Annotated in this window: 20 protein-coding genes; 13 read left to right on the forward strand and 7 right to left on the reverse strand. The window is 69.7% G+C overall.

Going from position 1 to position 22,721, the window contains the following annotated elements; genetic code table 11:
* Positions 1–424: 424 nt before the first annotated feature.
* Together dcd and IE172_RS07700 are read left to right on the forward strand one after the other, a co-directional pair.
* Positions 425–1,000, forward strand: coding sequence for a dCTP deaminase (dcd, locus tag IE172_RS07695; RefSeq protein WP_189557440.1), 576 nt, complete (start codon positions 425–427; stop codon positions 998–1,000).
* Positions 997–1,506, forward strand: coding sequence for a phosphoribosyltransferase (locus IE172_RS07700; protein WP_190096324.1), 510 nt, complete (start codon positions 997–999; stop codon positions 1,504–1,506). Before dcd ends, IE172_RS07700 begins: the two co-directional genes overlap by 4 nt.
* A gap of 628 nt (positions 1,507–2,134) precedes the next feature.
* Here the strand turns inward: IE172_RS07700 and IE172_RS07705 are convergent.
* The 3 genes from IE172_RS07705 to IE172_RS07715 form a co-directional block, all read right to left on the reverse strand.
* Positions 2,135–3,568: a recombinase family protein gene (locus IE172_RS07705; protein ID WP_190096325.1), complete on the reverse strand. Its 1,434-nt coding sequence runs from the start codon at positions 3,566–3,568 to the stop codon at positions 2,135–2,137.
* Positions 3,569–3,755: 187 nt separating this feature from the next.
* Entirely contained in the window at positions 3,756–4,787 is a 1,032-nt protein-coding gene (locus IE172_RS07710; protein WP_190096326.1) for a Yip1 family protein, read from the reverse strand.
* Positions 4,788–4,929: 142 nt separating this feature from the next.
* A complete protein-coding gene (locus IE172_RS07715) occupies positions 4,930–7,212 on the reverse strand; it encodes a heterodisulfide reductase-related iron-sulfur binding cluster (RefSeq protein WP_190096327.1) in 2,283 nt (760 codons plus the stop codon).
* Positions 7,213–7,517: 305 nt separating this feature from the next.
* On the opposite strand from IE172_RS07715, the gene IE172_RS07720 reads away from it, so the two are divergent.
* From IE172_RS07720 to IE172_RS07750, 7 genes are all read left to right on the forward strand, one after another.
* Entirely contained in the window at positions 7,518–8,555 is a 1,038-nt protein-coding gene (locus IE172_RS07720) for an MraY family glycosyltransferase (RefSeq protein WP_190096328.1), read from the forward strand.
* A gap of 93 nt (positions 8,556–8,648) precedes the next feature.
* Positions 8,649–10,496, forward strand: coding sequence for a molecular chaperone DnaK (gene dnaK / locus IE172_RS07725; protein WP_190096329.1), 1,848 nt, complete (start codon positions 8,649–8,651; stop codon positions 10,494–10,496).
* Complete coding sequence (grpE, locus tag IE172_RS07730) at positions 10,493–11,158, forward strand: nucleotide exchange factor GrpE (RefSeq protein ID WP_190096330.1); 666 nt, start codon at positions 10,493–10,495, stop codon at positions 11,156–11,158. The genes dnaK and grpE overlap by 4 nt, the downstream gene beginning before the upstream one ends.
* 36 nt (positions 11,159–11,194) lie before the next feature.
* Complete coding sequence (gene dnaJ / locus IE172_RS07735; protein ID WP_190096331.1) at positions 11,195–12,376, forward strand: molecular chaperone DnaJ; 1,182 nt, start codon at positions 11,195–11,197, stop codon at positions 12,374–12,376.
* Positions 12,377–12,382: 6 nt separating this feature from the next.
* Positions 12,383–12,832, forward strand: a complete 450-nt coding sequence (locus IE172_RS07740; protein WP_190096332.1) for a heat shock protein transcriptional repressor HspR — start codon at positions 12,383–12,385, stop codon at positions 12,830–12,832.
* A gap of 275 nt (positions 12,833–13,107) precedes the next feature.
* Entirely contained in the window at positions 13,108–14,214 is a 1,107-nt protein-coding gene (locus IE172_RS07745) for a sugar ABC transporter substrate-binding protein (protein ID WP_190096333.1), read from the forward strand.
* A 198-nt stretch (positions 14,215–14,412) separates the two neighbouring features.
* Positions 14,413–15,444: a helix-turn-helix transcriptional regulator gene (locus tag IE172_RS07750; RefSeq protein ID WP_190096334.1), complete on the forward strand. Its 1,032-nt coding sequence runs from the start codon at positions 14,413–14,415 to the stop codon at positions 15,442–15,444.
* Here the strand turns inward: IE172_RS07750 and IE172_RS07755 are convergent.
* The gene (locus IE172_RS07755; RefSeq protein WP_190096335.1) at positions 15,407–16,396 is read right to left on the reverse strand and encodes a helix-turn-helix domain-containing protein; all 990 of its coding nucleotides are present in this window, start codon (positions 16,394–16,396) and stop codon (positions 15,407–15,409) included. The two genes, IE172_RS07750 and IE172_RS07755, sit on opposite strands and share 38 nt — an antisense overlap.
* Positions 16,397–16,417: 21 nt before the next feature.
* Positions 16,418–17,428, reverse strand: coding sequence for a helix-turn-helix domain-containing protein (locus IE172_RS07760; RefSeq protein ID WP_229885868.1), 1,011 nt, complete (start codon positions 17,426–17,428; stop codon positions 16,418–16,420).
* Positions 17,429–17,582: 154 nt separating this feature from the next.
* Between IE172_RS07760 and IE172_RS07765 the strand changes: the two genes are divergently transcribed.
* Together IE172_RS07765 and IE172_RS07770 are read left to right on the forward strand one after the other, a co-directional pair.
* Positions 17,583–17,738 (forward strand): hypothetical protein, encoded by a 156-nt coding sequence (locus IE172_RS07765; protein ID WP_229885870.1) that lies wholly within the window; start codon positions 17,583–17,585, stop codon positions 17,736–17,738.
* A 3-nt stretch (positions 17,739–17,741) separates the two neighbouring features.
* Complete coding sequence (locus tag IE172_RS07770) at positions 17,742–18,077, forward strand: Rieske (2Fe-2S) protein (protein ID WP_190096337.1); 336 nt, start codon at positions 17,742–17,744, stop codon at positions 18,075–18,077.
* A gap of 168 nt (positions 18,078–18,245) precedes the next feature.
* On the opposite strand, the gene IE172_RS07775 is transcribed toward IE172_RS07770, so the two are convergent.
* Positions 18,246–18,662: a pyridoxamine 5'-phosphate oxidase family protein gene (locus IE172_RS07775; protein WP_190096338.1), complete on the reverse strand. Its 417-nt coding sequence runs from the start codon at positions 18,660–18,662 to the stop codon at positions 18,246–18,248.
* Between the two features lie 135 nt (positions 18,663–18,797).
* On the opposite strand from IE172_RS07775, the gene clpB reads away from it, so the two are divergent.
* Both clpB and IE172_RS07785 read left to right on the forward strand, forming a co-directional pair.
* Positions 18,798–21,395 (forward strand): ATP-dependent chaperone ClpB, encoded by a 2,598-nt coding sequence (gene clpB, locus IE172_RS07780; RefSeq protein ID WP_190096339.1) that lies wholly within the window; start codon positions 18,798–18,800, stop codon positions 21,393–21,395.
* A 184-nt stretch (positions 21,396–21,579) separates the two neighbouring features.
* The gene (locus IE172_RS07785) at positions 21,580–22,107 is read left to right on the forward strand and encodes a YbjN domain-containing protein (protein ID WP_190096340.1); all 528 of its coding nucleotides are present in this window, start codon (positions 21,580–21,582) and stop codon (positions 22,105–22,107) included.
* A gap of 110 nt (positions 22,108–22,217) precedes the next feature.
* Here the strand turns inward: IE172_RS07785 and IE172_RS07790 are convergent, their stop codons facing one another.
* Positions 22,218–22,697, reverse strand: a complete 480-nt coding sequence (locus IE172_RS07790; RefSeq protein ID WP_190096341.1) for an ATP-binding protein — start codon at positions 22,695–22,697, stop codon at positions 22,218–22,220.
* Positions 22,698–22,721: the final 24 nt, after the last annotated feature.

Below are 22,721 nucleotides of genomic sequence, written 5' to 3' on the forward strand. Positions count from 1 at the left end.
GGGGCCTGATGGTGTTTCAGGGATTGGAAGCGGCTGCGGGGGGAAGTCGTCGGGGCGTACCGTGGAGCGGCGGTGTGGGTCCGGGGTGCCGCCTGGAGGGTCGTTCCTTTCATCCCGTAACGTGGCTTTTGTCGTCAGGGCAGCAAGCCAGGCGCGGTTCTTGGGGAAGGGACTCTTGGACTTGATGGAGCGCACCGTCGTCCGCTGTGCCGATGGGCACGTGTTCACCGCCACCTCGTTCCCGATGCAGCAGGCCGAGCGACTCGGCCCCGGCCGGCTCGTGCGGTGTCCGCGCTGTGCGCGGCTTCGCAGCGTCGTGCAGGTCAGCCTGCAGAGGCAGTAGTACGGGCGGAAAAGACAGAAGGCGCGGGCGCGCGGGACGGCCGGTGGTGGGCGTTCCGCGCGCCTTGCGTATTCTCGGGGCGTGCTTCTCTCAGACAAGGACATCCGGGCCGAGATCGACGCCGGGCGGGTGCGGATCGATCCCTACGACGAATCCATGGTGCAGCCCTCCAGCATCGACGTACGCCTCGACCGCTTCTTCCGGGTGTTCGAGAATCACCGGTACCCCCACATCGACCCGTCGGTGGAGCAGTCCGACCTGACGCGGCTGGTGGAGCCGGAGGGCGACGAGCCGTTCATCCTGCATCCCGGTGAGTTCGTGCTGGCCAGCACGTACGAGGTCATCTCGCTGCCGGTCGATCTGGCGTCGCGCCTGGAGGGGAAGAGCTCGCTCGGGCGGCTCGGGCTGGTCACGCACTCCACGGCCGGGTTCATCGACCCCGGGTTCTCCGGGCACGTGACGCTGGAGCTCAGCAACCTCGCGACGCTCCCGATCAAGCTGTGGCCCGGCATGAAGATCGGGCAGCTGTGCATGTTCCGGCTCAGCTCGCCGGCCGAGCACCCGTACGGCAGTGAGCGGTACGGGTCCCGGTACCAGGGGCAGCGGGGGCCGACGGCCTCGCGGTCGTACCTCAACTTCCACCGGACGCAGGTGTGAGCGGCGTGCGGGAGAACCTCAGCTACGAGCAGTTCGGCGTCGCCGTCCGTGAACTCGCCCAGACCATCGCCGACGACGGGTACCAGCCGGACGTGGTGCTGAGCATCGCGCGCGGTGGGGTGTTCGTGGCGGGCGGGCTGGCGTACGCGCTCGACTGCAAGAACATCCACCTGGTGAACGTCGAGTTCTACACCGGGGTCGGCACCACGCTCGAGATGCCCGTCATGCTCGCGCCGGTGCCCAACGCCATCGACTTCACCGACAAGAAGGTGCTGATCGCCGACGACGTCGCCGACACCGGCAAGACGCTCAAGCTGGTCCGCGACTTCTGCCTCGACGCCGTCGCCGAGGTGCGCAGCGCCGTCATCTACGAGAAGACGCAGTCGCTGGTGAAGTGCGAGTACGTGTGGAAGCGGACCGATGAGTGGATCAACTTCCCGTGGAGCGTCTTGCCTCCAGTACATAAGTCGGGAGAGGCGCCGAAGGGGAACAAGGAAGCCCTCTAATCTGCATTGAGCCGCTTGCTATGTGCTGAGGCGAGCGATCTTGCAAACCGTCGTGGCAGCGATGTAACCGTGGGTTCAAATCCCACCTCCTCCGCGCTGAGAGCAAGGACGGCCCCTGACCTGGGGGAGATGGTCGGGGGCCGTCCTTGTGCCCGACGACCATGGCTGCCCGGTGTAGGCACAGCTAGGCATGTGTCGGATTGAGACAGCTGCAAGCAACTTGCCATGTGCACCACTTACCCCAGCGGGACGGGAGCTCCCCGCGCACGCCCTTACGGGCCCGCAGTCGGCGATGGTGCCCTTCCCTCCCCGTGCCGGCTGATCCCCCGCCAGAGGCATCGTCCTAGTTCGTGGGCCGCTCTCTGCGGTGATCGACTCATGGCCTCCGGCCCTATCCACACCTGGGCGCGCGTCGGCGGAGCGGGCCGAAGCCAGGAGCGGCGCACGGTGGGCCCGATCGCCAGCCCAATCGAGAAGCTTGCTCTCAACGTCTTATCCGGCGTACCCGCGCAAGACCGTCACTTGTTGACGAACATCGAGGGGTCGCCGAGTTCGTCTTCGCCGTGCCCCCGAGCGCGACGAGGAGTGGGTATGCCGCGCCGTCGTATTGCAAGGGCGGGCCTGACCTTCATCGCCACACCGGTTCGATCAGGTTGGGGTCGAACTTCCGACGTCCCCGTCCGGCTGGATGGATGATCACGGCAGTGAGGTTGTGCAACACGATCTCCTGCTGACGCTCGATGGGCAGCGCGAAGAACTCTTCCACGGTCAGGTTTGCTGCATCTCCCTTGGCCTCGGCCTGCTTCTGCTCCTTGTAGAAACGGGCCCGTTCTAGCTTCAGCTCGTCGCGCATCCGCTCCTTGGCCGGCAGAAGCTGCAAGAGTGTGGCCACGGTGATCTGCTGCGATCTTTCGGCTTCCAGGAGTCGGCCAATGTCCTGGGTGACCTGCTCCAACTCGTCCTCGCGCGACCATCGTCGCCCGGCTGGTACGGCGGTGACTGCCGCTCGCTCGCGCTGCTCTTCAAGCACGAGCTGAGCTATCAGCCTGTCGACGGGTTCGCCAACCCGGCCAACCTTTCCGCAACCGCCGTTGACCACTGAGCACTGGTACGTGTACTTCGTGGCTTTCGACCCTGGCTTCCATTGGCCATTGATCTGCCCTCGAATCTTGGTCTTGCACAGTCCACAGCGGGCGATGCCTGACAGCAGGTACTTACGGGCGAGCGACCTGCCCGGGTGCTTCTGCTTCCGCTCGGCGACTGCTGCGCGTACGGCCTCCCACTCTCCCGGCGTGTTGATTCGCTCCCAATTGCCCTTGATCGGCTCACCGTCTTCGCCGAGCAGGATCTCACCGTGATACGTCCGGTAGCCGACGAGTCTTGGGCTGGTCAGGATCTGCTCGACGTGGTGATGGGCCATGCGCTTCGTTCCTGCCCTCGGGTTGCCCAAGCCCTGTTCTTGCCATCGGGTCCGGATGGTCCCAATACGTACGCCTGCCAGGATCTCGCGCTGTGCCTCGCGGATGGCTGCGGCTGCCTCGGGGTCGACCTTGGTGCGGTCCTCCTTCCTCCAGCCGTACGGCGCCGGTCCACCGCTGTCCTTGCCCTGCTGGGCCAACTCCAGGTGCTTGCGTTTGATCCGCCGCGACGCGTCGTGCGACGACTTGTTGGCGAACGCCACCATGATGCGGGCCATCGTGCGGCCGTCCGGCGATCCGAGGTTGATGTCGTTGGTGACGGTGGCGAACTCCAGGCGTGGCCGTTCATCGAAGATCTCGATGAGGCGTTCCAGGTCCCGCGGCTGTCGGGCGAGGCGGTCCAGGTCGTAGGCCACGATGCCGTCGATGAGGCCGGCGCGGAGGTCTTTCAGCATCAGCTCGAATTCGTCGCGCACGACGTTGCGCTTGAACGCCGACACGTCGTTGTCCTCGTAGGTCTTCACAACCTGCCACGATCGGAGATCCGCGAGACGTTCGCAGTCCTGCTGCTGCCTGGCGACTCCCAGCGACTCGCCCTCGTCGTCTCGCGAGATCCGGGTGTATACCCCCACCTTGCGCGCCACGGTCGGCCCTCCCCCTGCCTCCTGAGGAGGGTCAGATTACTACCGTCATCAAGTCAAGTCAGCCCAATCGTTCAGCCGCCGGTGGTGCGGCGGGACGGGCAGGTGCTTGACGCCTGAGGGCGGCAGCGGGACGTGAGAAGGGGCTCCCCGCGTGGCGGGGAGCCCCTTCTGCGTGTGGCCCGGTGGGTCAGAACGTGCCGAGCTTCACGATCGACAGCAGGGCGATGAGCTGGATCGCCGACGCGCCCAGGGCCTTGGGCCAGGGGAGGTCGTGGGAGCGGCTGACCATGACGGTGAGCAGGGCGCCGGCCGCGACCCAGGTCGCCCAGCCGAGGAGCTGGACGAAGGAGGCGTCGCCGCCGGCGAACATGGCGACGACCAGGCGCGGCGCGTCCGTGATGGACATGATCAGCATGGAGAGGCCGACCGTGGGCTGCCAGGCGCCGGTGCCGCCGAGCTGGCGGGCCAGGGTGTGGGTGACCACGCCGAGGATGAAGGCGCTGAGGACCAGGGCGACGGCCGTCGTCAGGACGATCGGGACCGCGTTGGTCAGGGTGGCGTTGATGGCGTCCTCGCGGGCGCCGTCGAAGCCGAAGACGGCGAGCAGGCCGTAGAGGAAGGTGACGACGAGGGCGGGGCCCCACATCGCGTAGTCGCGCATCTGGAGGAAGGTCTGCGCGGGGGACAGGACGATGCCCTTCAGCAGGTCCTTCCAGCGCAGGCGGGGGCCGACCGGGCCGGGGGGCGGGGTCGAGCCGGCGTGGTAGGTCTCGCCCTGGGTGTAGTGGTCGTCGTTGAGGGAGAAGGCCTGGGTGTGGCCGGGGTTGTTCGCCGCGTACGGGTCGTGGGGGGCGCCGTGGGGGCCGGGAGGGTAGGCGCCGTCGCCGAAGTACTCCGGCTCGCCGTAGCCGCCCGGGCCGCCGTGCCCTCCGTGTCCTCCGTGTCCGCCGCGGCCGCCGTGCGGCTGCGGCCACGGGCTGCCGCCCCCGCCGCCCGGTCCGTAGGACGGTGGCTGCGGAGCCTGCGGGTAGCCGTACGACGGCCCCGGCGGCGTCTGCTGCCCGTGCGGGGGGTGTTGCGGTCGCGCGTTGGGAGCGCCGTTGTTGTTCCGGCCGCGTCCGATCCTGAATCCAGCCACGTCAACGAACGTACCTGCTCCCGGCCTGCCGCGTGCCGGGCGGTGGCGTTCGGGCGGGGCTTTGCGGCCGAGCTGTGACATCCCCTAAGGGGTCGTCAGCCGGGGTGTCCGTCGTGCGGAGGGGGCGGCCGGGGGCGTGTCCTCCGGGGGAGGGAGGGCCGGGGGCGAACACGGCGCAGGGGCCGCCCGGTCGGACGGCCCCTGCGCTGTGTGAACCTGCTCGCTACTTCACCGGCTCCGGTTCGGGAGCGGGTTCGCTCTCGTCCTCGCCGGCCGGGTCGACCGGGGTCTTGACGGACTCCAGCAGCAGCTGGGCGACGTCGACGACCTGGATGGACTCCTTGGCCTTGCCGTCGTTCTTCTTGCCGTTGACCGAGTCGGTGAGCATGACGAGGCAGAACGGGCAGGCGGTGGAGACGATGTCCGGGTTGAGGGCGAGGGCCTCGTCGACGCGCTCGTTGTTGATGCGCTTGCCGATCCGCTCCTCCATCCACATCCGGGCGCCGCCGGCGCCGCAGCAGAAGCCGCGTTCCTTGTGGCGGTGCATCTCCTCGTTGCGCAGGCCCGGGACCTTGCCGATGATCTCGCGCGGGGGCGTGTAGATCTTGTTGTGGCGGCCCAGGTAGCACGGGTCGTGGTAGGTGATGAGGCCCTCGACCGGGGTGACCGGGATGAGCTTGCCCTCGTCCACCAGGTGCTGGAGCAGCTGGGTGTGGTGGATGACCTCGTAGTCGCCGCCGAGCTGCGGGTACTCGTTGCCGAGGGTGTTGAGGCAGTGCGGGCAGGTGGCGACGATCTTCTTCGCCGCCTTGGGCTTCTTCGACTCCTCGGTGACGTTGCCCTCGTCGTCCGTCTCCTCGCCGAAGGCCATGTTCAGCGCGGAGACGTTCTCCATGCCGAGCTCCTGGAAGAGGGGCTCGTTGCCGAGGCGGCGGGCGGAGTCACCGGTGCACTTCTCGTCGCCGCCCATGATGGCGAACTTGACGCCGGCGATGTGCAGCAGTTCCGCGAAGGCCTTGGTGGTCTTCTTGGCGCGGTCCTCCAGGGCGCCGGCGCAGCCGACCCAGTACAGGTACTCGACCTCGGTGAGGTCCTCGATGTCCTTGCCGACGACCGGGACCTCGAAGTCGACCTCCTTGGTCCACTCCAGGCGCTGCTTCTTCGCCAGGCCCCAGGGGTTGCCCTTCTTCTCCAGGTTCTTGAGCATCGTGCCCGCCTCGGACGGGAACGCGGACTCGATCATCACCTGGTAGCGGCGCATGTCGACGATGTGGTCGACGTGCTCGATGTCGACGGGGCACTGTTCGACGCAGGCGCCGCAGGTGGTGCAGGACCACAGGACGTCGGGGTCGATGACGCCGTTCTCCTCGGCGGTGCCGACGAGCGGGCGCTCGGCCTCGGCGAGGGCGGCGGCGGGCACGCCGGCGAGCTGCTCCTCGGACGCCTTCTCCTCGCCCTCCATGGTCTTGCCGCCGCCGGCCAGCAGGTAGGGGGCCTTGGCGTGCGCGTGGTCGCGCAGGGACATGATCAGGAGCTTGGGGGAGAGGGGCTTGCCGGTGTTCCAGGCGGGGCACTGGGACTGGCAGCGGCCGCACTCGGTGCAGGTGGAGAAGTCGAGCAGGCCCTTCCAGGAGAACTGCTCGACCTGGGAGACGCCGAAGACGTCGTCGTCACCGGGGTCGGTGAAGTCGATGGGCTTGCCGCCGGAGGTCATCGGCTGGAGGGCGCCGAGGGCGGTGCCGCCGTCGGACTCGCGCTTGAACCAGATGTTGGGGAAGGCGAGGAAGCGGTGCCAGGCCACACCCATGTTGAGGGTGAGGGAGACGACGATCATCCAGACGAACGAGGTCCCGATCTTGATCGTGGCGACCAGGTAGACCAGGTTCTGCAGCGTCTCGACGGACAGGCCGTCGAAGGCGAGGACCAGCGGGTACGAGGCGAAGTACGCGGCCTCGTAGCTGTCGACGTGGTGCAGGGCGCCCTCGAGTCCGCGCAGTACGTAGATGGCGAGGCCGATGGTGAGGATGACGGCCTCGACGAAGTACGCCTGGCCGGACTTGGAGCCGGTGAAGCGGGACTTGCGGCCGGGGCGGGTCGGCAGGCTCAGCAGCCGGATGGCGATGAGGACGGCGATGCCGAGGACGGTCATGACGCCGATGAACTCGATGTACATCTCGAACGGCAGGAAGCCGCCGATGACCGGCAGCACCCAGTCGGCCTGGAAGAGCTGGCCGAAGGCCTGGGCGAGGGTGGGCGGCAGCGTCAGGAAGCCCACGGCGACGAACCAGTGGGCGATGCCGACGATGCCCCACCGGTTCATGCGGGTGTGGCCGAGGAACTCCTTCACCAGGGTCACACTGCGCTGGTAGGGATTGTCGGTCCGGGCGCCGGCCGGGACCGGCTGGCCCAGCTTGAAGTACCGGACGAACTGGCCGATCGCGCGTGCGAGCAGCGCAACGCCGATCACGGCCAGGACCAGCGACACGATGATCGCGGCGAGTTGCATGGGGGCTCCTCGGGCCTGCGAGGGTTTCGAGAGGGATGTCGGGGTGTTCCCGGGGGCTCCGTGACGGCTTCCCCGAGATTACTAAGCGGTAACTTATGCAGTCCGTTTGAGACTACCCCTATCTCCGGCCGCACTGTAGCCGGGCACGGGGTGATCTGAATCGCTGAGGGTCACCTACCCGGGCGACCCCGGGAGACGCCCCGGGAGGCGCCCCGGGAGGTGCCCCGGCGGCCGTCCCGGATGGCGTCCGGGATCAGATCGTGTTATTCACGCGAAATCGGTCCATACGCCCCTAACTTATATCCGTGCTCTACGGGATCGTCGCCGCCGCCACCGCCCTGCTGTTGTCCGCCCTCCTCACGGCGGCGCTGCGGGCCCCCGCCCTGCGCCTGGGAATCCTCGACCGCAGACGCCGCAGGGCGCTGCCGCTGTCCGGGGGAGCGGCCGTCGCGCTGGTCACCGGGCTGGTCGCGGCCGCCGGGGACGCGGCCGGCCTCGCGCCGCTCGGCACGGGGGTCGGGCGCCAGCTGACCGCCGCCGCGTGGGTGGGCGTGCTCGGGCTGGCCGTGGACGTGTGGCGGCTGCGCCGGTGGGTCCCGCTCGCCGGTACGGCCGTGGCGGCGGCGCTCGTCGTGCCGTACGGGGAGACCGGGGTGGCGGGCGGGGTGCTCGCCGCGGTGTGGATCGTGGCCGTGACCGCCGCGTTCCGGGGGCTGGACCACGCCGACGGGCTGGCCGGCTCGGTGGGGACGGTGACGGCGTTCGCCGTGGCGGCCTGTGCGGCGGCCGAGCTGATGGACGGGGTCGCGGTGCTGCTGAGCGTGCTGGCCGCCGCGCTCGCCGGGTTCCTGCTGCACAACTGGCACCCGGCGCGGGCGGGTCTGGGTGCGGCCGGGTCGCTGTTCACGGGGTTCACCATCGCCTCCGCGGCGGTGTTCGTCCGGGCGGGTCAGGGGGTCGGCGCCGGCGCGGGGGTGCTGTTCGCGCTGACCGCCGTGGTGTGCGCGGACGCCGTCCTGGTGCTGCTCGCGCGGCGGCTGGCCCGGTGGCCCGTCACCCGCGGGCGGCCGGACCACGTCGGGCACCGGCTGCGCCGGCTGGGGGTCGCTCCCCGGGCCGTGGCCGTGCTGCTCGGTGTGGCCTCGCTCGGCGGGGTACTGGTCGGGGTGGGCGTGCACACCGGACGGCTGTCCGGGGGCGCGGTGCTGTGGGTGGTGGCGGCCGTCGTCGTGGCCGTCCTGGTGCTCGTGCGTCTGCCCGTTCCCCCGGCATTCCGGGCCCGGCAGCGCTCCTCCAGTGAATCCGCGCAGGTCACGGGCCAGTTGCGTGTAAGGAGCGGATAAGAGTTGAGTCGTGCGGACTCAGCTCTGTTGACCCTGCGGCGGTCGTCATGCATGCTTGAGTCTGTTCCACTCAAGTCAGCTGGAGGAATCACAATGGCACGTGCGGTCGGCATCGACCTGGGCACGACTAACTCCGTCGTCAGCGTTCTGGAGGGCGGCGAGCCCACCGTCATCACCAACGCCGAGGGCGCCAGGACCACGCCGTCCGTCGTCGCCTTCGCCAAGAACGGTGAGGTGCTGGTCGGCGAGGTGGCCAAGCGCCAGGCGGTCACCAACGTCGACAGGACCATCCGGTCGGTCAAGCGCCACATGGGCACCGACTGGAAGATCGAGCTCGACGGGAAGCCCTTCAACCCGCAGCAGATCAGCGCCTTCGTGCTGCAGAAGCTGAAGCGCGACGCCGAGTCGTACCTGGGCGAGAAGGTCACGGACGCGGTCATCACCGTCCCGGCGTACTTCAACGACGCCGAGCGCCAGGCCACCAAGGAGGCCGGTGAGATCGCCGGTCTGAACGTGCTGCGCATCGTCAACGAGCCCACGGCCGCCGCCCTGGCGTACGGCCTGGACAAGGACGAGCAGGTCATCCTGGTCTTCGACCTCGGTGGCGGTACGTTCGACGTCTCGCTGCTGGAGATCGGCGACGGTGTCGTCGAGGTGAAGGCCACCAACGGTGACAACAACCTCGGTGGTGACGACTGGGACCAGCGCGTCGTCGACTACCTGGTCAAGCAGTTCCAGTCCGGGCACGGCGTGGACCTGGCCAAGGACAAGATGGCGCTGCAGCGTCTGCGCGAGGCCGCCGAGAAGGCGAAGATCGAGCTGTCCTCGTCCACCGAGACCACGATCAACCTCCCCTACATCACCGCCTCCGCCGAGGGTCCCCTGCACCTCGACGAGAAGCTGACCCGCGCCCAGTTCCAGCAGCTGACCGCGGACCTGCTCGAGCGCTGCAAGACGCCGTTCCACAACGTCGTCAAGGACGCCGGCATCCAGCTGTCCGAGATCGACCACGTGGTCCTCGTCGGCGGCTCCACCCGTATGCCCGCCGTCGCCGAGCTCGTCAAGGAGCTGACCGGCGGCAAGGAGGCCAACAAGGGTGTGAACCCGGACGAGGTCGTCTCCATCGGCGCCGCCCTCCAGGCCGGTGTGCTCAAGGGCGAGGTCAAGGACGTCCTGCTGCTCGACGTCACCCCGCTGTCCCTCGGCATCGAGACCAAGGGCGGCATCATGACCAAGCTGATCGAGCGCAACACCACGATCCCGACCAAGCGCTCGGAGATCTTCACCACGGCCGAGGACAACCAGCCGTCCGTGCAGATCCAGGTCTACCAGGGCGAGCGCGAGATCGCCGCGTACAACAAGAAGCTCGGGATGTTCGAGCTGACCGGTCTGCCGCCGGCGCCGCGCGGCGTCCCGCAGATCGAGGTGTCCTTCGACATCGACGCCAACGGCATCATGCACGTCACGGCGAAGGACCTCGGTACCGGCAAGGAGCAGAAGATGACCGTCACCGGCGGCTCCTCGCTGCCGAAGGACGAGGTCGACCGGATGCGCCAGGAGGCCGAGAAGTACGCGGAGGAGGACCACGCCCGCCGCGAGGCCGCCGAGTCGCGCAACCAGGGCGAGCAGCTCGTCTACCAGACGGAGAAGTTCCTCAGCGACAACGCCGACAAGGTCCCCGGTGACGTCAAGACCGAGGTCGAGACCGCCGTCGCCGAGCTGAAGGAGAAGCTCAAGGGCGAGGACCCGGCCGAGATCCGCACCGCCACGGAGAAGGTCGCGGCCGTCTCCCAGAAGCTGGGCCAGGCGATGTACGCCGACGCCCAGGGCGCCCAAGGCGCCCAGGCCGCCGGTGGCGCGTCCGCCGGTGAGGCGAAGGCGGACGACGATGTGGTCGATGCCGAGATCGTCGACGAGGACCGCAAGGACGGTGCGGCGTGACCGAGGAGACCCCGGGCTTCGACGAGCAGTCGCAGCAGCCCGACGTCCCCTCCGAGGAAACCGAGCCGAAGGCCGCCGCCGCTCCCTCCGAGGAGGAGGCGGCCCCGGCCGGGGACACGGGTGAGAACGCTGCCCTGGTGGCGCAGCTGGACCAGGCCCGCTCGGCGCTGAACGAGCGCACGGCGGACCTCCAGCGCCTGCAGGCCGAGTTCCAGAACTACCGTCGCCGGGTCGAGCGGGACCGCGTCGCGGTCAAGGAGGTCGCCGTGGCGAACCTCCTGACCGAGCTGCTGCCCGTGCTCGACGACGTCGGCCGCGCCCGCGAACACGGCGAGCTGGTCGGCGGCTTCAAGTCGGTGGCGGAGTCGCTGGAGTCCACGGTGGCCAAGCTGGGCCTCCAGCAGTTCGGCAAGGAGGGCGAGCCCTTCGACCCGACGATCCACGAGGCGCTGATGCACAGCTACGCGCCGGACGTCACCGAGACGACGTGCGTGGCGATTCTCCAGCCGGGGTATCGCATCGGCGAGCGCACCATCCGCCCCGCGCGGGTGGCGGTCGCCGAGCCCCAGCCGGGCGCGCAGACCGTCAAGCCGGCCGAGGAGAGCACCGAGGCGCAGGACGGCTCGGAGAACAAGGAGAGCGGTGGCCCCGAGGAGGGCTGACGCGGAAACTGACGCAGGGAAGGAGGGACGTCGGGGATGAGCACCAAGGACTTCATCGAGAAGGACTTCTACAAGGTCCTCGGCGTCCCCAAGGACGCCACCGAGGCCGAGATCAAGAAGGCGTACCGGAAGCTCGCCCGCGAGTTCCACCCGGACGCCAACAAGGGCAACACCAAGGCGGAGGAGCGGTTCAAGGAGATCTCCGAGGCGAACGACGTCCTCGGCGACCCCAAGAAGCGCAAGGAGTACGACGAGGCGCGCGCGCTCTTCGGCAACGGCGGGTTCCGTCCGGGGCCGGGCGCCGCGGGCGGCGGCTCCTTCAACTTCGACCTGGGTGACCTCTTCGGGGGTCAGGGTGCCGGCGGCCAGGCGGGCGGCGGCTTCGGCGGCGGCCTGGGTGACGTCTTCGGGGGCCTGTTCAACCGCGGCGGCACGGGGACCACGCGTACCCAGCCGCGCCGCGGCCAGGACATCGAGTCCGAGGTGACGCTGAGCTTCACCGAGGCGATCGAGGGTGCGACGGTTCCGCTGCGGATGTCGTCGCAGGCGGCCTGCAAGGCCTGTTCGGGCACCGGCGACAAGAACGGCACACCGCGTGTGTGCCCGACCTGCGTCGGCACCGGGCAGGTGGCGCGGGGCTCCGGCGGCGGCTTCTCGCTCACCGACCCGTGCCCCGACTGCAAGGGCCGCGGGCTGATCGCGGAGGAGCCCTGCGACATCTGCAAGGGCAGCGGCCGGGCGAAGTCCTCGCGGACGATGCAGGTGCGCATCCCCGCGGGGGTCAGCGACGGCCAGCGGATCCGGCTGCGCGGCAAGGGAGCCCCGGGCGAGCGCGGCGGACCGGCCGGCGACCTGTACGTCGTCGTGCACGTCGGCGAGCACCCGGTGTTCGGCCGCAAGGACGACAACCTCACCGTCACCGTCCCGGTGACGTATCCGGAGGCGGCTCTCGGCGGGGAGGTGCGGGTCCCCACGCTCGGCGGCCCGCCGGTCACGCTGAAGCTGCCGCCGGGCACGCCCAACGGCCGCACCATGCGGGCGCGGGGCAAGGGCGCGGTCCGCAAGGACGGCACCCGCGGGGATCTGCTGGTCACCGTCGAGGTGAGTGTTCCGGGTGACCTGTCGGGGAAGGCTCGTGACGCGCTGGAGGCGTATCGCGAGGCGACCGCGGACGAGGATCCGCGGGCGGAGCTGTTCCAGGCCGCGAAGGGAGCTTGATTTCAGATGGACGGCCGTCGACGCAATCCGTATGAACTGACCCAGGACACCCCGGTCTACGTCATTTCGGTGGCGGCCCAGCTCTCCGGTCTGCACCCGCAGACGCTGCGCCAGTACGACCGGCTGGGTCTCGTGTCGCCGGACCGCACGGCGGGCCGGGGTCGGCGCTATTCGGCGCGGGACATCGAACTGCTCCGTCAGGTGCAGGAGTTGTCGCAGACCGAGGGCATCAACCTGGCTGGAATCAAGCGCATCATCGAGTTGGAGAACCAGGTCGCGGCCCTCCAGGCCCGGGTGGCCGAGATGGAGGACGCGCTCGACGGCGCGGCGGCGGCGATGCGTCAGCGCGAGGCCGCGGTGCACGCCTCCTACCGCCGCGATCTGGTGCCGTACCAGGAGGTGCAGCAGACCAGCGCGCTGGTGGTGTGGCGGCCGAAGCGGCAGCAGCAGGACTGACGGCGCAGGTCAAGTGGGCCAAGGGGTCCGGGGGTTCGTGAACCTCCGGACCCCTTCCCTTATGCGCGAACATATTTGTGATTATGGTATGGCTGCGTGTCCCGATGATCCTTGCCGCGTATCCGCAGGTCTTCCACGAGTTCGGCGCACTGTGTTGTGTCCATCTCGTTAAGTGGTTGACCTTGACTCCGGTGGGGGCTGAAGCGTTGGCTTTTCAGTCACATGGGACGCAAAGCTGTGCCCACGTCCAAAACGCACCTGAAGTGAGCCCTCGCATGCGTCGTATCGCCATATCCGTGGCCGTCACCTCGATGGCCGTCATGCTCGCCGGCTGCGGCATGCTCGACGCGACGGGCAGCAGTGACGACGCGAGCCCGGCCAAGGGGGACGACATCACCGTCGGCCTGCTGCTGCCGGAGAAGGCGAACGCGCGCTACGAGCAGTTCGACTACCCCATCTTCAAGACGAAGGTCGAGTCCCTCACCAACAAGAAGGGCAAGGTCGAGTACGCCAACGCCGAGTCGAAGGCCGACAAGCAGGCGAGCCAGATGCAGCAGATGATCGACGACAAGGTCGACGTCATCGTGCTGGACGCCGTCGACTCCAAGGACATCGCGAGCAGCGTGCGGAAGGCCAAGGACGCGGGCATCCCGGTCATCGCCTACGACCGGCTGGCCGAGGGCCCGATCGACGCGTACATCTCCTTCGACAACGCCCTCGTCGGCGAGGTGCAGGCCCGTTCCCTGCTGGAGTCGCTCGGCGAAGACATCAGCATCACCGACAAGATCGTGATGATGAACGGCTCGTCGACCGACCCCAACGCCAAGCAGTTCAAGGCGAGCGCGCTCTCCGAGCTCAAGGGCAAGGTGACCATCGCCAAGTCCTACGACACCAAGGACTGGGAGCCGGAGAACGCGAAGGCCAACATGGCCGAGGCGATCGAGGCGATCGGCGCGGACGGCATCGACGCGGTCTACTCCGCCAACGACGGCATGGCGGGCGGCATCGTCAAGGCGCTGCGCGCCGCCGGCGTGACCAAGATGCCCCCGATCACCGGCCAGGACGCCGACCTCACCGCGGTGCAGCGGATCCTCGCCGGCGACCAGTACATGAGCGTCTACAAGTCCTACCCGGACGAGGCCGAGAGCGCCGCGGAGATGGCCGTGGCGAAGGTCCAGGGCCGGGACATCCAGTTCGACGCACTGACCCGGGACCGGGTGGACAGCCCCACCGACAAGGACATCCCGGCGCAGCTCGTGCCCGTGGTCGCCCTGACGAAGGACAACATCGAGGCCACCGTCGTCGCCGACGGGATCTACGAGGTGTCCGACATCTGCACGGCGGAGTACCGCGAGGCGTGCGCGGCGATCAAGCTGAAGTAGCCGCACCCCCGCTTTTCGGCCATCCGACGGTCCCCCGACCGGCGGGTGGCCTTCGTCGTTCCCGGGGCAGTCGTTCCTGTGCGGCCCGACGGCCGACGTTGCGGAGGCGGGGCGGTCCGCGCATAGTTGCGCTGCAAAGCGAGTGCCCCGGGGCGGACCGACACGACCGAGGGGCGGGGACCGGGGGTGGGAAAGGCGATGGCCGGGCACGGGACGGACGGGCATCCACACGGTGCTGACCGACTGTGCGAGGCCGGGGATCGCGTGTATTCCCGGGCCGTACGGCGCGGACGGCTGCCGCGCCGGGACGCGGCACCGGTGCCCTGTCTGCTGGAACTGGCCCTGCTGCATCCGGATCCCGACGACATGGACTGGCTGGTGCCGACCGCCCCGCAGGAGGTCATGACCCGGCTGCTGCGCGGCATGTACGACGAGGTGAGCGCGAGCCAGCGCCGGGTCGGCTCGGCCGTGGAGGCCTTCGAGTGGTACGCCGGCCTGGGCCGCCAGGTGCCGCCCTCGCCGGCCGCGGCGGAGGGCCCGGCGATCCGGGTGCTGGACGGCCTCGCGCGCATCCAGGCGGCCATGGACGAGGCGACGCAGGCGTGCACGACCGAGGTGCTCACCGTCCAGCCGGGCGGCATCCGGCGCGAGGCGGAACTCTCGGAGGGCCTGCACCGGGCGACGGCGCTGCGCGGCCGGGGCGTGCGGATGCGGGACCTGTACACGCACGTGGCCCGGCACGGGCACGGGCTGATGTCCTACCTGGAGCAGATGGGGGACGCGGTGCAGGCGCGGACCCTGGACGAGGTGATCGAGCGGCTGATCCTCTTCGACCGCACGGTCGCCTTCATCCCCGCCAACGCCGAGCGCACCATGGCGCTGGAGCTGCGCCACCCGGCGCTGGTGGAGTACCTGGGCACGGTCTTCGAGCGGCTGTGGCGGCTCGCCATCCCGCTGACCGCCCCGCTGCCCGACACCGGTATCGAGGGCATCTCGCACCGGGAGCAGTCCATCGCGGCGCTCCTCGCGGAGGGCCACCAGGACGCGGTGATCGCCGAACGCCTGGGCATCAGCGTGCGTACCTGCCGGGCGCACATCGCCCGCCTGTCGGAGACGCTGGGGGCGGCGAGCCGTACGCAGCTGGGGGTGCGGATCGCGCAGACGGGCCTGGACGGCTTCCGGGGGGCGGCGGTCACTCTGCCCGGTCGAGGATCCCCGACTGCCCGATGAGGTAGCCGAGCTGGGCGCGGCTGCCGCTGCCCAGGGTCGCGGCGAGCTTGGCGATGTGGACGCGTGCGGTGCGGATGTTCATGCCGAGGCGGTCGGCGATGACGGCGTCGGTGTGGCCTTCGACGAGGAAGCGGGCCACCGCGCGCTGGCGGGCGGTGACGCCGCCCAGGGAGGGCGGCCGGACGGCCTCGGGGTGCATGGGGGTGGCCAGTCGCCAGAAGCGGTCGAAGACGTTGACCAGGTACGTGACGATGGCCGGCCGGCGGATCTCCAGCGCGATGCTGCGTTCCCCGTTGCCTTCACCGGGTATGTAGGCGACGGCCCGGTCGATGAGGATGAGGCGGCCGGCGATCTCGTCCAGGGTGCGTGCCTCGGCGTCGCCGTCCAGCTGCTCCCAGCGGGCGACGACCAGCGGGATGTGGCGCTGGGTGTGCGGGTAGAGGACGCGGATCCGGCCGCCGCGGTCGAGGAACCTCTGGTCGCGCACCATCGCGTCGGCCTGGGCGGCCCGCGCGCCCTCGGAGCGGTGGTAGTTGCCGTGCGGCTGCATGCACAGGAGTTCCTCCTTCCCCTGCGCCAGGGCCTCGGTGAGGGCACGGTTGATGCGTTCCGTGCCGCTGAGGACACGCAGCGACGGGGTGAGCGGCTCCTCCGCGGGCAGTGCGCCGGCCCGCATGAGCGGCTGGAGGGCCGCCGTGAGGCGTTCCTCCCGCCGGCGCTCCGCCGCGACGCGTTCCCCGGAGAGCCGCAGCAGCCGGTGCAGGGCGACGGCCGGGGGGACGGGCACCAGGAGTCCGGGATCGTCGAGGGAGGGCTGGAGCAGCCCGGCGTCGATCAGGCAGGGGACCCCGCGGGCCTCCTCGGCGGGCAGCGGACCCTCACGCAGCACCCGGGCGTACAGCTCGGCGCCCGCCTCGCACAGGTCCTCCGCTTCGTGCTCGTGCGCGGTCACGCGGTACGCACCTCCCCGGTCTCACTGGTCCTGTTCGAGGATTCCCGACTGTGCGATCAGGTACCCCAGTTGGGCGCGGCTGCCGCTGCCGAGAGCGGAGGCCAGTTTGGCTATGTGGGCGCGGCACGTGCGGACGTTCATGCCGAGGCGGCGGGCGATGGCCTCGTCGACGTGGCCCTCGACGAGCAGTTTGGCGATGGAGTGCTGGATGTCCGTCAGGCCGTCCGAGGCCGGTTCGTACGGGGCGCCCGCGTTCAGCGACACCGCGCGGGTCCACATGAACTCGAAGACCTTGATCAGGTAGCGGATGAGGCCCGGGTGGCGCAGTTCCAGGGCGACCTGCCGGTCGTCGCGGATGGGGATGAAGGCGACGGTCTCGTCGCAGATGATGAGCCGCTCCACCAGTTCGTCGATGGTGCGGTACTCCACCTTGGCGGTGTCGAACCGGGCGACGTAGGCCAGCGTCTCGGGACTGTGGCGGGCGGTGTGCTGGTAGAGCGTCCTGATCCGCACCCCCCGCTCGGTCATCTCGTGGTCGCGCTCCAGCCCCTGGGCCAGGGTGTGTTCGAGGCGGCGGCCGCCCGGCTGCACGGAGAGCATCTCGGAGCGGCACTGGGACGTGGCCAGGTCGAGGGCGGCGTTGATCCGGTCGAAGCCCTCCAGCACCGTCATCGAGTGGGTGCTCATCGTGGTCTGGGCGCTGAGGGTCATGAACGGCTCGAAGGCGTCGGCGAGTTCGATCGACATCCGCCGGCGCTCGGTGATCTCCCGTTCCAGGGGGTTGAGCCGCTGCGCCAGGGCGACCGCCGGGGCCACCGGGCGCAGCCAGGTGGGGTCGTCGGGATCGGGGTGCAGCAGGGCGAGTTCCATCAGGCAGGGGGCGGGATCCGCGTCCGCGCGCGGGATGCGGCCCGCCCGCAGTGCGTCGGCATAGAGACGGCCTCCGGCCTCGCACAGTTCGGTCACCGCATGGGGATGCGTCTCATTAGTCCGATTCGTTGTCAAATCTCCACCCCCCAGGGTCCTGAACATGCAGGAACATGATGCACCGATTGTGTGGCCATGACGTGCCCGAATGAGCCATCGTCGTACTTGACGGGGGAAGGGTGACTTTCGAGTGAGGACGAAGCCGACTATGCGTAAGAGAGAGCTTCGCTCGGTACTTGTCGCCGCCTTCTCTGCCGTTATGGCCTTCGGAGTGCTGAGTGGCCTGGCCGGCACGAAGGGCGACGTACGGGCTGACAGCAGCTGGGGACCAGTGGTGGTGGCCAAGTCCGTGCCCCCGGACAGCAGCTGGGGCCCGGTGGTGCCGCAGCTCGCGAACGACAGTTCGTGGGGCTGAGCCATGACCACACCACCCGACGACCGGTCCTTTCGCCGCGAGATGGCGACCGCCTACCGATCCGGCTGGCACTTCATCGACCTGGTCACCGCCATCCCCCACAGCGGTGACTCGTTGATGGTGACCGTCTTCGGCGAGCCGGTCGTGGTCACCCGCGACGAGGACGGAGACGTACGGGCGTACCGGTGCCTGCGACGGCCCAGGGGCGCGCCGAAGCCCGTGCGCTGTGCCATCCGGTACGGAATGATCTTTGTGAACCTGGACCAGCGTGACCATCGGCAGGTGGAGTCCGACTCGCCTGCCGCCCGGACCATCTCGGCCACCCCCCGCAGTGCCTGACGCGATTCCCCCGTCGTAAAAGATCGCGCAGGTGCTTCCCCCCGCAGCGGCGTCACCGTGACCTGAACACGGTGACGCCGCTGCAGTTTTACGGGACATTTCCGGGTTTCGGGCGATCTCCCGATGGCCGGAAGGGATCGCTCGGCGGTACGTGCCGCCCCGCCCGCCTCACGGGCGCCCCAGCGCCCGTGTGAGGGTGATCTCGATGGCCACCCGGGCCGGGTTCGGCGACGGCGTCCGCCCGTAGCGCTCCGCGTGCCGCAGCACCGCCTCCTCGACGCGCTCCGGCTCCGTGACGACCACGGCGCGCCCCTCCAGCGTCGCCCACCGCCTGCCGTCCACCTGGCAGACCGCGACGGGCGCGCCCTCGTCCCCCGCCGCCCGCACGTGGCGCGCCTTCGCGCTCGACCCGTTGGTGATGACCCGGGCGAGACGTGCCCCGGGGTCGTATGTCACGCCGACGGGTACCAGGTGCGGGGTGCCGTCCGGACGGAGGGTGGTGAGCGTGCACAGGTGCCTCTCGCGCCAGAAGCTGAGGTACGAGGCGTCCGGATCGCCCGGATCCACCGAATACGTGAAGGCCATGACCCGGGAACTTAGCCCTGTCGCACTCCCCGCACCACCTTGAGTGGAATAGACTCAAGTTTGTGTACGCTGACCGAGTCAGCCACGAAGACCGCTGAGGGTCACTGAAGGGTCACCGAGAAGGAGAACGGACACGTGGACGCCGAGCTGACCAACCGGAGCCGGGACGCGATCAACGCCGCCGGAAACCGGGCCGTGACCGAGGGACACCCCGACCTCACCCCCGCCCACCTCCTGTTCGCCCTGCTCACCGGGCAGGAGAACGAGAACATCACGGACCTGCTCGCCGCGGTCGACGCCGACCAGGCCGCCGTGCGCTCCGGCGCCGAGCGCGTCCTCGCCGGACTGCCGAGCGTCACCGGCTCCACGGTGGCACCGCCCCAGCCCAACCGGGAACTCCTCGCCGTCATCGCCGACGCGCAGGCCCGCGCCCGCGACCTCGGCGACGAGTACCTGTCCACCGAACACCTCCTCATCGGCATCGCCGCCAAGGGCGGAGCCGCCGGGGAGGTGCTCTCCCAGCAGGGCGCCACCGCGAAGAAACTGCAGGACGCCTTCCAGAAGACGAGGGGAGCCCGCCGGGTGACCACCGCCGACCCCGAGGGCCAGTACAAGGCCCTGGAGAAGTTCGGCACCGACCTCACCGCCGCCGCCCGCGAAGGCAGGCTGGACCCCGTCATCGGACGGGACCAGGAGATCCGCCGCGTCGTGCAGGTGCTGTCCCGCCGCACCAAGAACAACCCCGTCCTCATCGGCGAGCCCGGCGTCGGCAAGACCGCCGTCGTCGAAGGACTCGCCCAGCGCATCGTCAAGGGCGACGTCCCCGAGTCCCTCAAGGACAAGCGGCTCGTCGCCCTCGACCTGGGCGCCATGGTCGCCGGCGCCAAGTACCGCGGCGAGTTCGAGGAACGCCTCAAGACCGTCCTCGCCGAGATCAAGGAGTCCGACGGTCAGGTCGTCACCTTCATCGACGAACTGCACACCGTCGTCGGTGCCGGCGCGGGCGGCGACTCCGCCATGGACGCCGGCAACATGCTCAAGCCCATGCTGGCCCGCGGCGAACTCCGCATGGTCGGTGCCACCACCCTCGACGAGTACCGCGAGCGCATCGAGAAGGACCCCGCCCTGGAGCGCCGCTTCCAGCAGGTCCTCGTCGCCGAACCCTCCGTCGAGGACTCCATCGCCATCCTCCGCGGACTCAAGGGCCGCTACGAGGCTCACCACAAGGTCCAGATCGCCGACAGCGCCCTCGTCGCCGCCGCCACCCTCTCCGACCGCTACATCACCTCCCGCTTCCTCCCCGACAAGGCCATCGACCTCGTCGACGAGGCCGCCTCCCGCCTCCGCATGGAGATCGACTCCTCACCCGTCGAGATCGACGAACTCCAGCGCGCCGTCGACCGGCTGCGCATGGAGGAACTCGCCATCGGCAAGGAGACCGACGCCGCCTCCCTCGAACGCCTGGAGCGCCTGCGCCGCGACCTCGCCGACAAGGAGGAGGAACTGCGCGGCCTCACCGCCCGCTGGGAGAAGGAGAAGCAGTCCCTCAACCGCGTCGGCGAACTCAAGGAGAAGCTCGACGAACTCCGCGGTCAGGCCGAACGCGCCCAGCGCGACGGCGACTTCGACACCGCCTCCAAACTCCTCTACGGCGAGATCCCGGGCGTGGAACGCGACCTGGAGGCCGCCTCCGAGGCCGAGGAGGAAGCGGCCAGGGACACCATGGTCAAGGAGGAGGTCGGCGCCGACGACATCGCCGACGTCGTCGCCTCCTGGACCGGCATCCCGGCCGGCCGCCTCATGGAGGGCGAGACCCAGAAGCTGCTGCGCATGGAGGACGAACTCGGCAAGCGCCTCATCGGCCAGACCGAGGCCGTACGCGCCGTCTCCGACGCCGTGCGCCGCTCCCGCGCGGGCATCGCCGACCCCGACCGCCCCACCGGGTCCTTCCTCTTCCTCGGCCCGACCGGTGTCGGCAAGACCGAGCTGGCGAAGGCCCTCGCCGACTTCCTCTTCGACGACGAGCGGGCGATGGTCCGCATCGACATGTCGGAGTACAGCGAGAAGCACTCCGTCGCCCGCCTCGTCGGCGCGCCCCCCGGCTACGTCGGCTACGAGGAGGGCGGCCAGCTCACCGAGGCCGTGCGCCGCCGCCCCTACAGCGTCGTCCTCCTCGACGAGGTGGAGAAGGCCCACCCCGAGGTCTTCGACATCCTGCTCCAGGTCCTCGACGACGGCCGCCTCACCGACGGCCAGGGCCGCACGGTCGACTTCCGCAACACCATCCTCATCCTCACCTCCAACCTCGGCAGCCAGTACCTGGTCGACCCGCTGACCACCGAGGTGGAGAAGAAGGAGCAGGTCCTGGAGGTGGTCCGGTCCTCCTTCAAGCCCGAGTTCCTCAACCGCCTCGACGACCTGGTCGTCTTCTCCGCGCTCACCAAGCCCGAACTGGAACGCATCGCGGAGCTCCAGCTCAAGTCCCTCGCCCGCCGCCTCGCCGAACGCCGCCTCACCCTGGACGTCAGCCCCGAGGCGCTGGCCTGGCTCGCCGAGGAGGGCCTCGACCCCGCCTACGGCGCGCGCCCCCTGCGCCGCCTCGTCCAGACCGCCATCGGCGACCGCCTCGCCAAGGAGATCCTCTCCGGCGAGATCAAGGACGGCGACACGGTCCGCGTGGACCGCTACGAGGACGGCCTGCTGGTGGGGCCGGCGGCCGGGAAGACGCTGTAGCCCCCGGGTCCCGCCCCGGCCGGGAGGCCGGGGCGGGACCCGCCCGCTCGCACCGACGGCCGATTTCTATGGCCGCTGTCGGCCTGGGCAGGTTGCCCGGCACGGGCCAATGGAGAGAGGGTGGGGGGTGTACGTCTGGTCTCAGCGACGACCGGACGCCAGACGACCGCAGGAGTGTCCCAGTATGACCATCGACCCGTCCTCGATTCCGAATTTCGGGGGCCAGCCCGAGCCGCAGCCGCAAGGACCGGCGGGCCCCGTCGTCCCGGATCAGGACCTGGTGAAGCAGCTCCTCGACCAGATGGAACTCAAGTACGTCGTCGACGACGAGGGTGACCTCGCGGCGCCGTGGGAGCAGTTCCGTACCTACTTCATGTTCCGCGGGGAGGGCGACCAGCAGATCTTCTCCGTCCGGACGTTCTACGACCGGCCCCACCAGATCGACGAGAAGCCCCAGCTGCTGGAGTCCATCGACGACTGGAACCGCCGCACCCTGTGGCCCAAGGTGTACACCCACACCCACGACGACGGCACGGTCCGTCTCATCGGTGAGGCCCAGACGCTGATCGGCATGGGCGTCAGCCTGGAGCACTTCGTCTCCTCGACGGTCAGCTGGGTGCGGGCCGCGATCGAGTTCGACAAGTGGCTGGTCGAGCAGCTCGGCCTGGAGCAGGACATCAACGACGCGGACAAGCCCGGGGACGACGAGTAGTCCGTCCCGGGTAACGCCGCTTCGGCGGGTACGGCGACGTACGCGCCGTGCGCAGGGAGAGCCCGGCCCGGTGGCCGACCCCCAGGGTCGTCCGCCGACGCCGGGCTCCTTCATGTCCGCGAGCAGGTCGGCACGGCGCACTCCGCCCACACCGTCTTGCCCACGGGCTCACGGAGCTCCCAGCCCCAGCGCACGGCCAGGACGTCCACCAGGAGCAGGCCCCGGCCGGACTCCCCTTCGGGAGGGGCCTGAGGCAGGGAGACGGGCGGCCGCTTCGCGGCGGCGGCGTCCGCGACCTCGACCCGCACCAGACCCGCCACCTCGTCGAGGGTGAGCCGGAGACCGAAGTCCCGGCCCGGGACCCGGCCGTGCCGCACGGCGTTCGCGGCGAGTTCGCCGGCGACGAGGGCGATCGCGCACGACACGTCCGACGCGGGCGGGTGTCCCCACGCCTCCAGGCACCGGACGGCGAACCGCCGGGCGAGCCGCGCGCCCCGAGGAGTGGAGGTGAACTGCGCGGCTGCCGCGGGCAGTCCACTCGCTTCGTCGACGAGCGTGACGAGGTCCGGGGCGGTCTCTCCTGTGAACACGGTCGCGTCCGTCCTTCTCCATCG

The organism is Streptomyces griseoflavus (assembly GCF_014649995.1).
Taxonomy (GTDB): domain Bacteria; phylum Actinomycetota; class Actinomycetes; order Streptomycetales; family Streptomycetaceae; genus Streptomyces; species Streptomyces griseoflavus.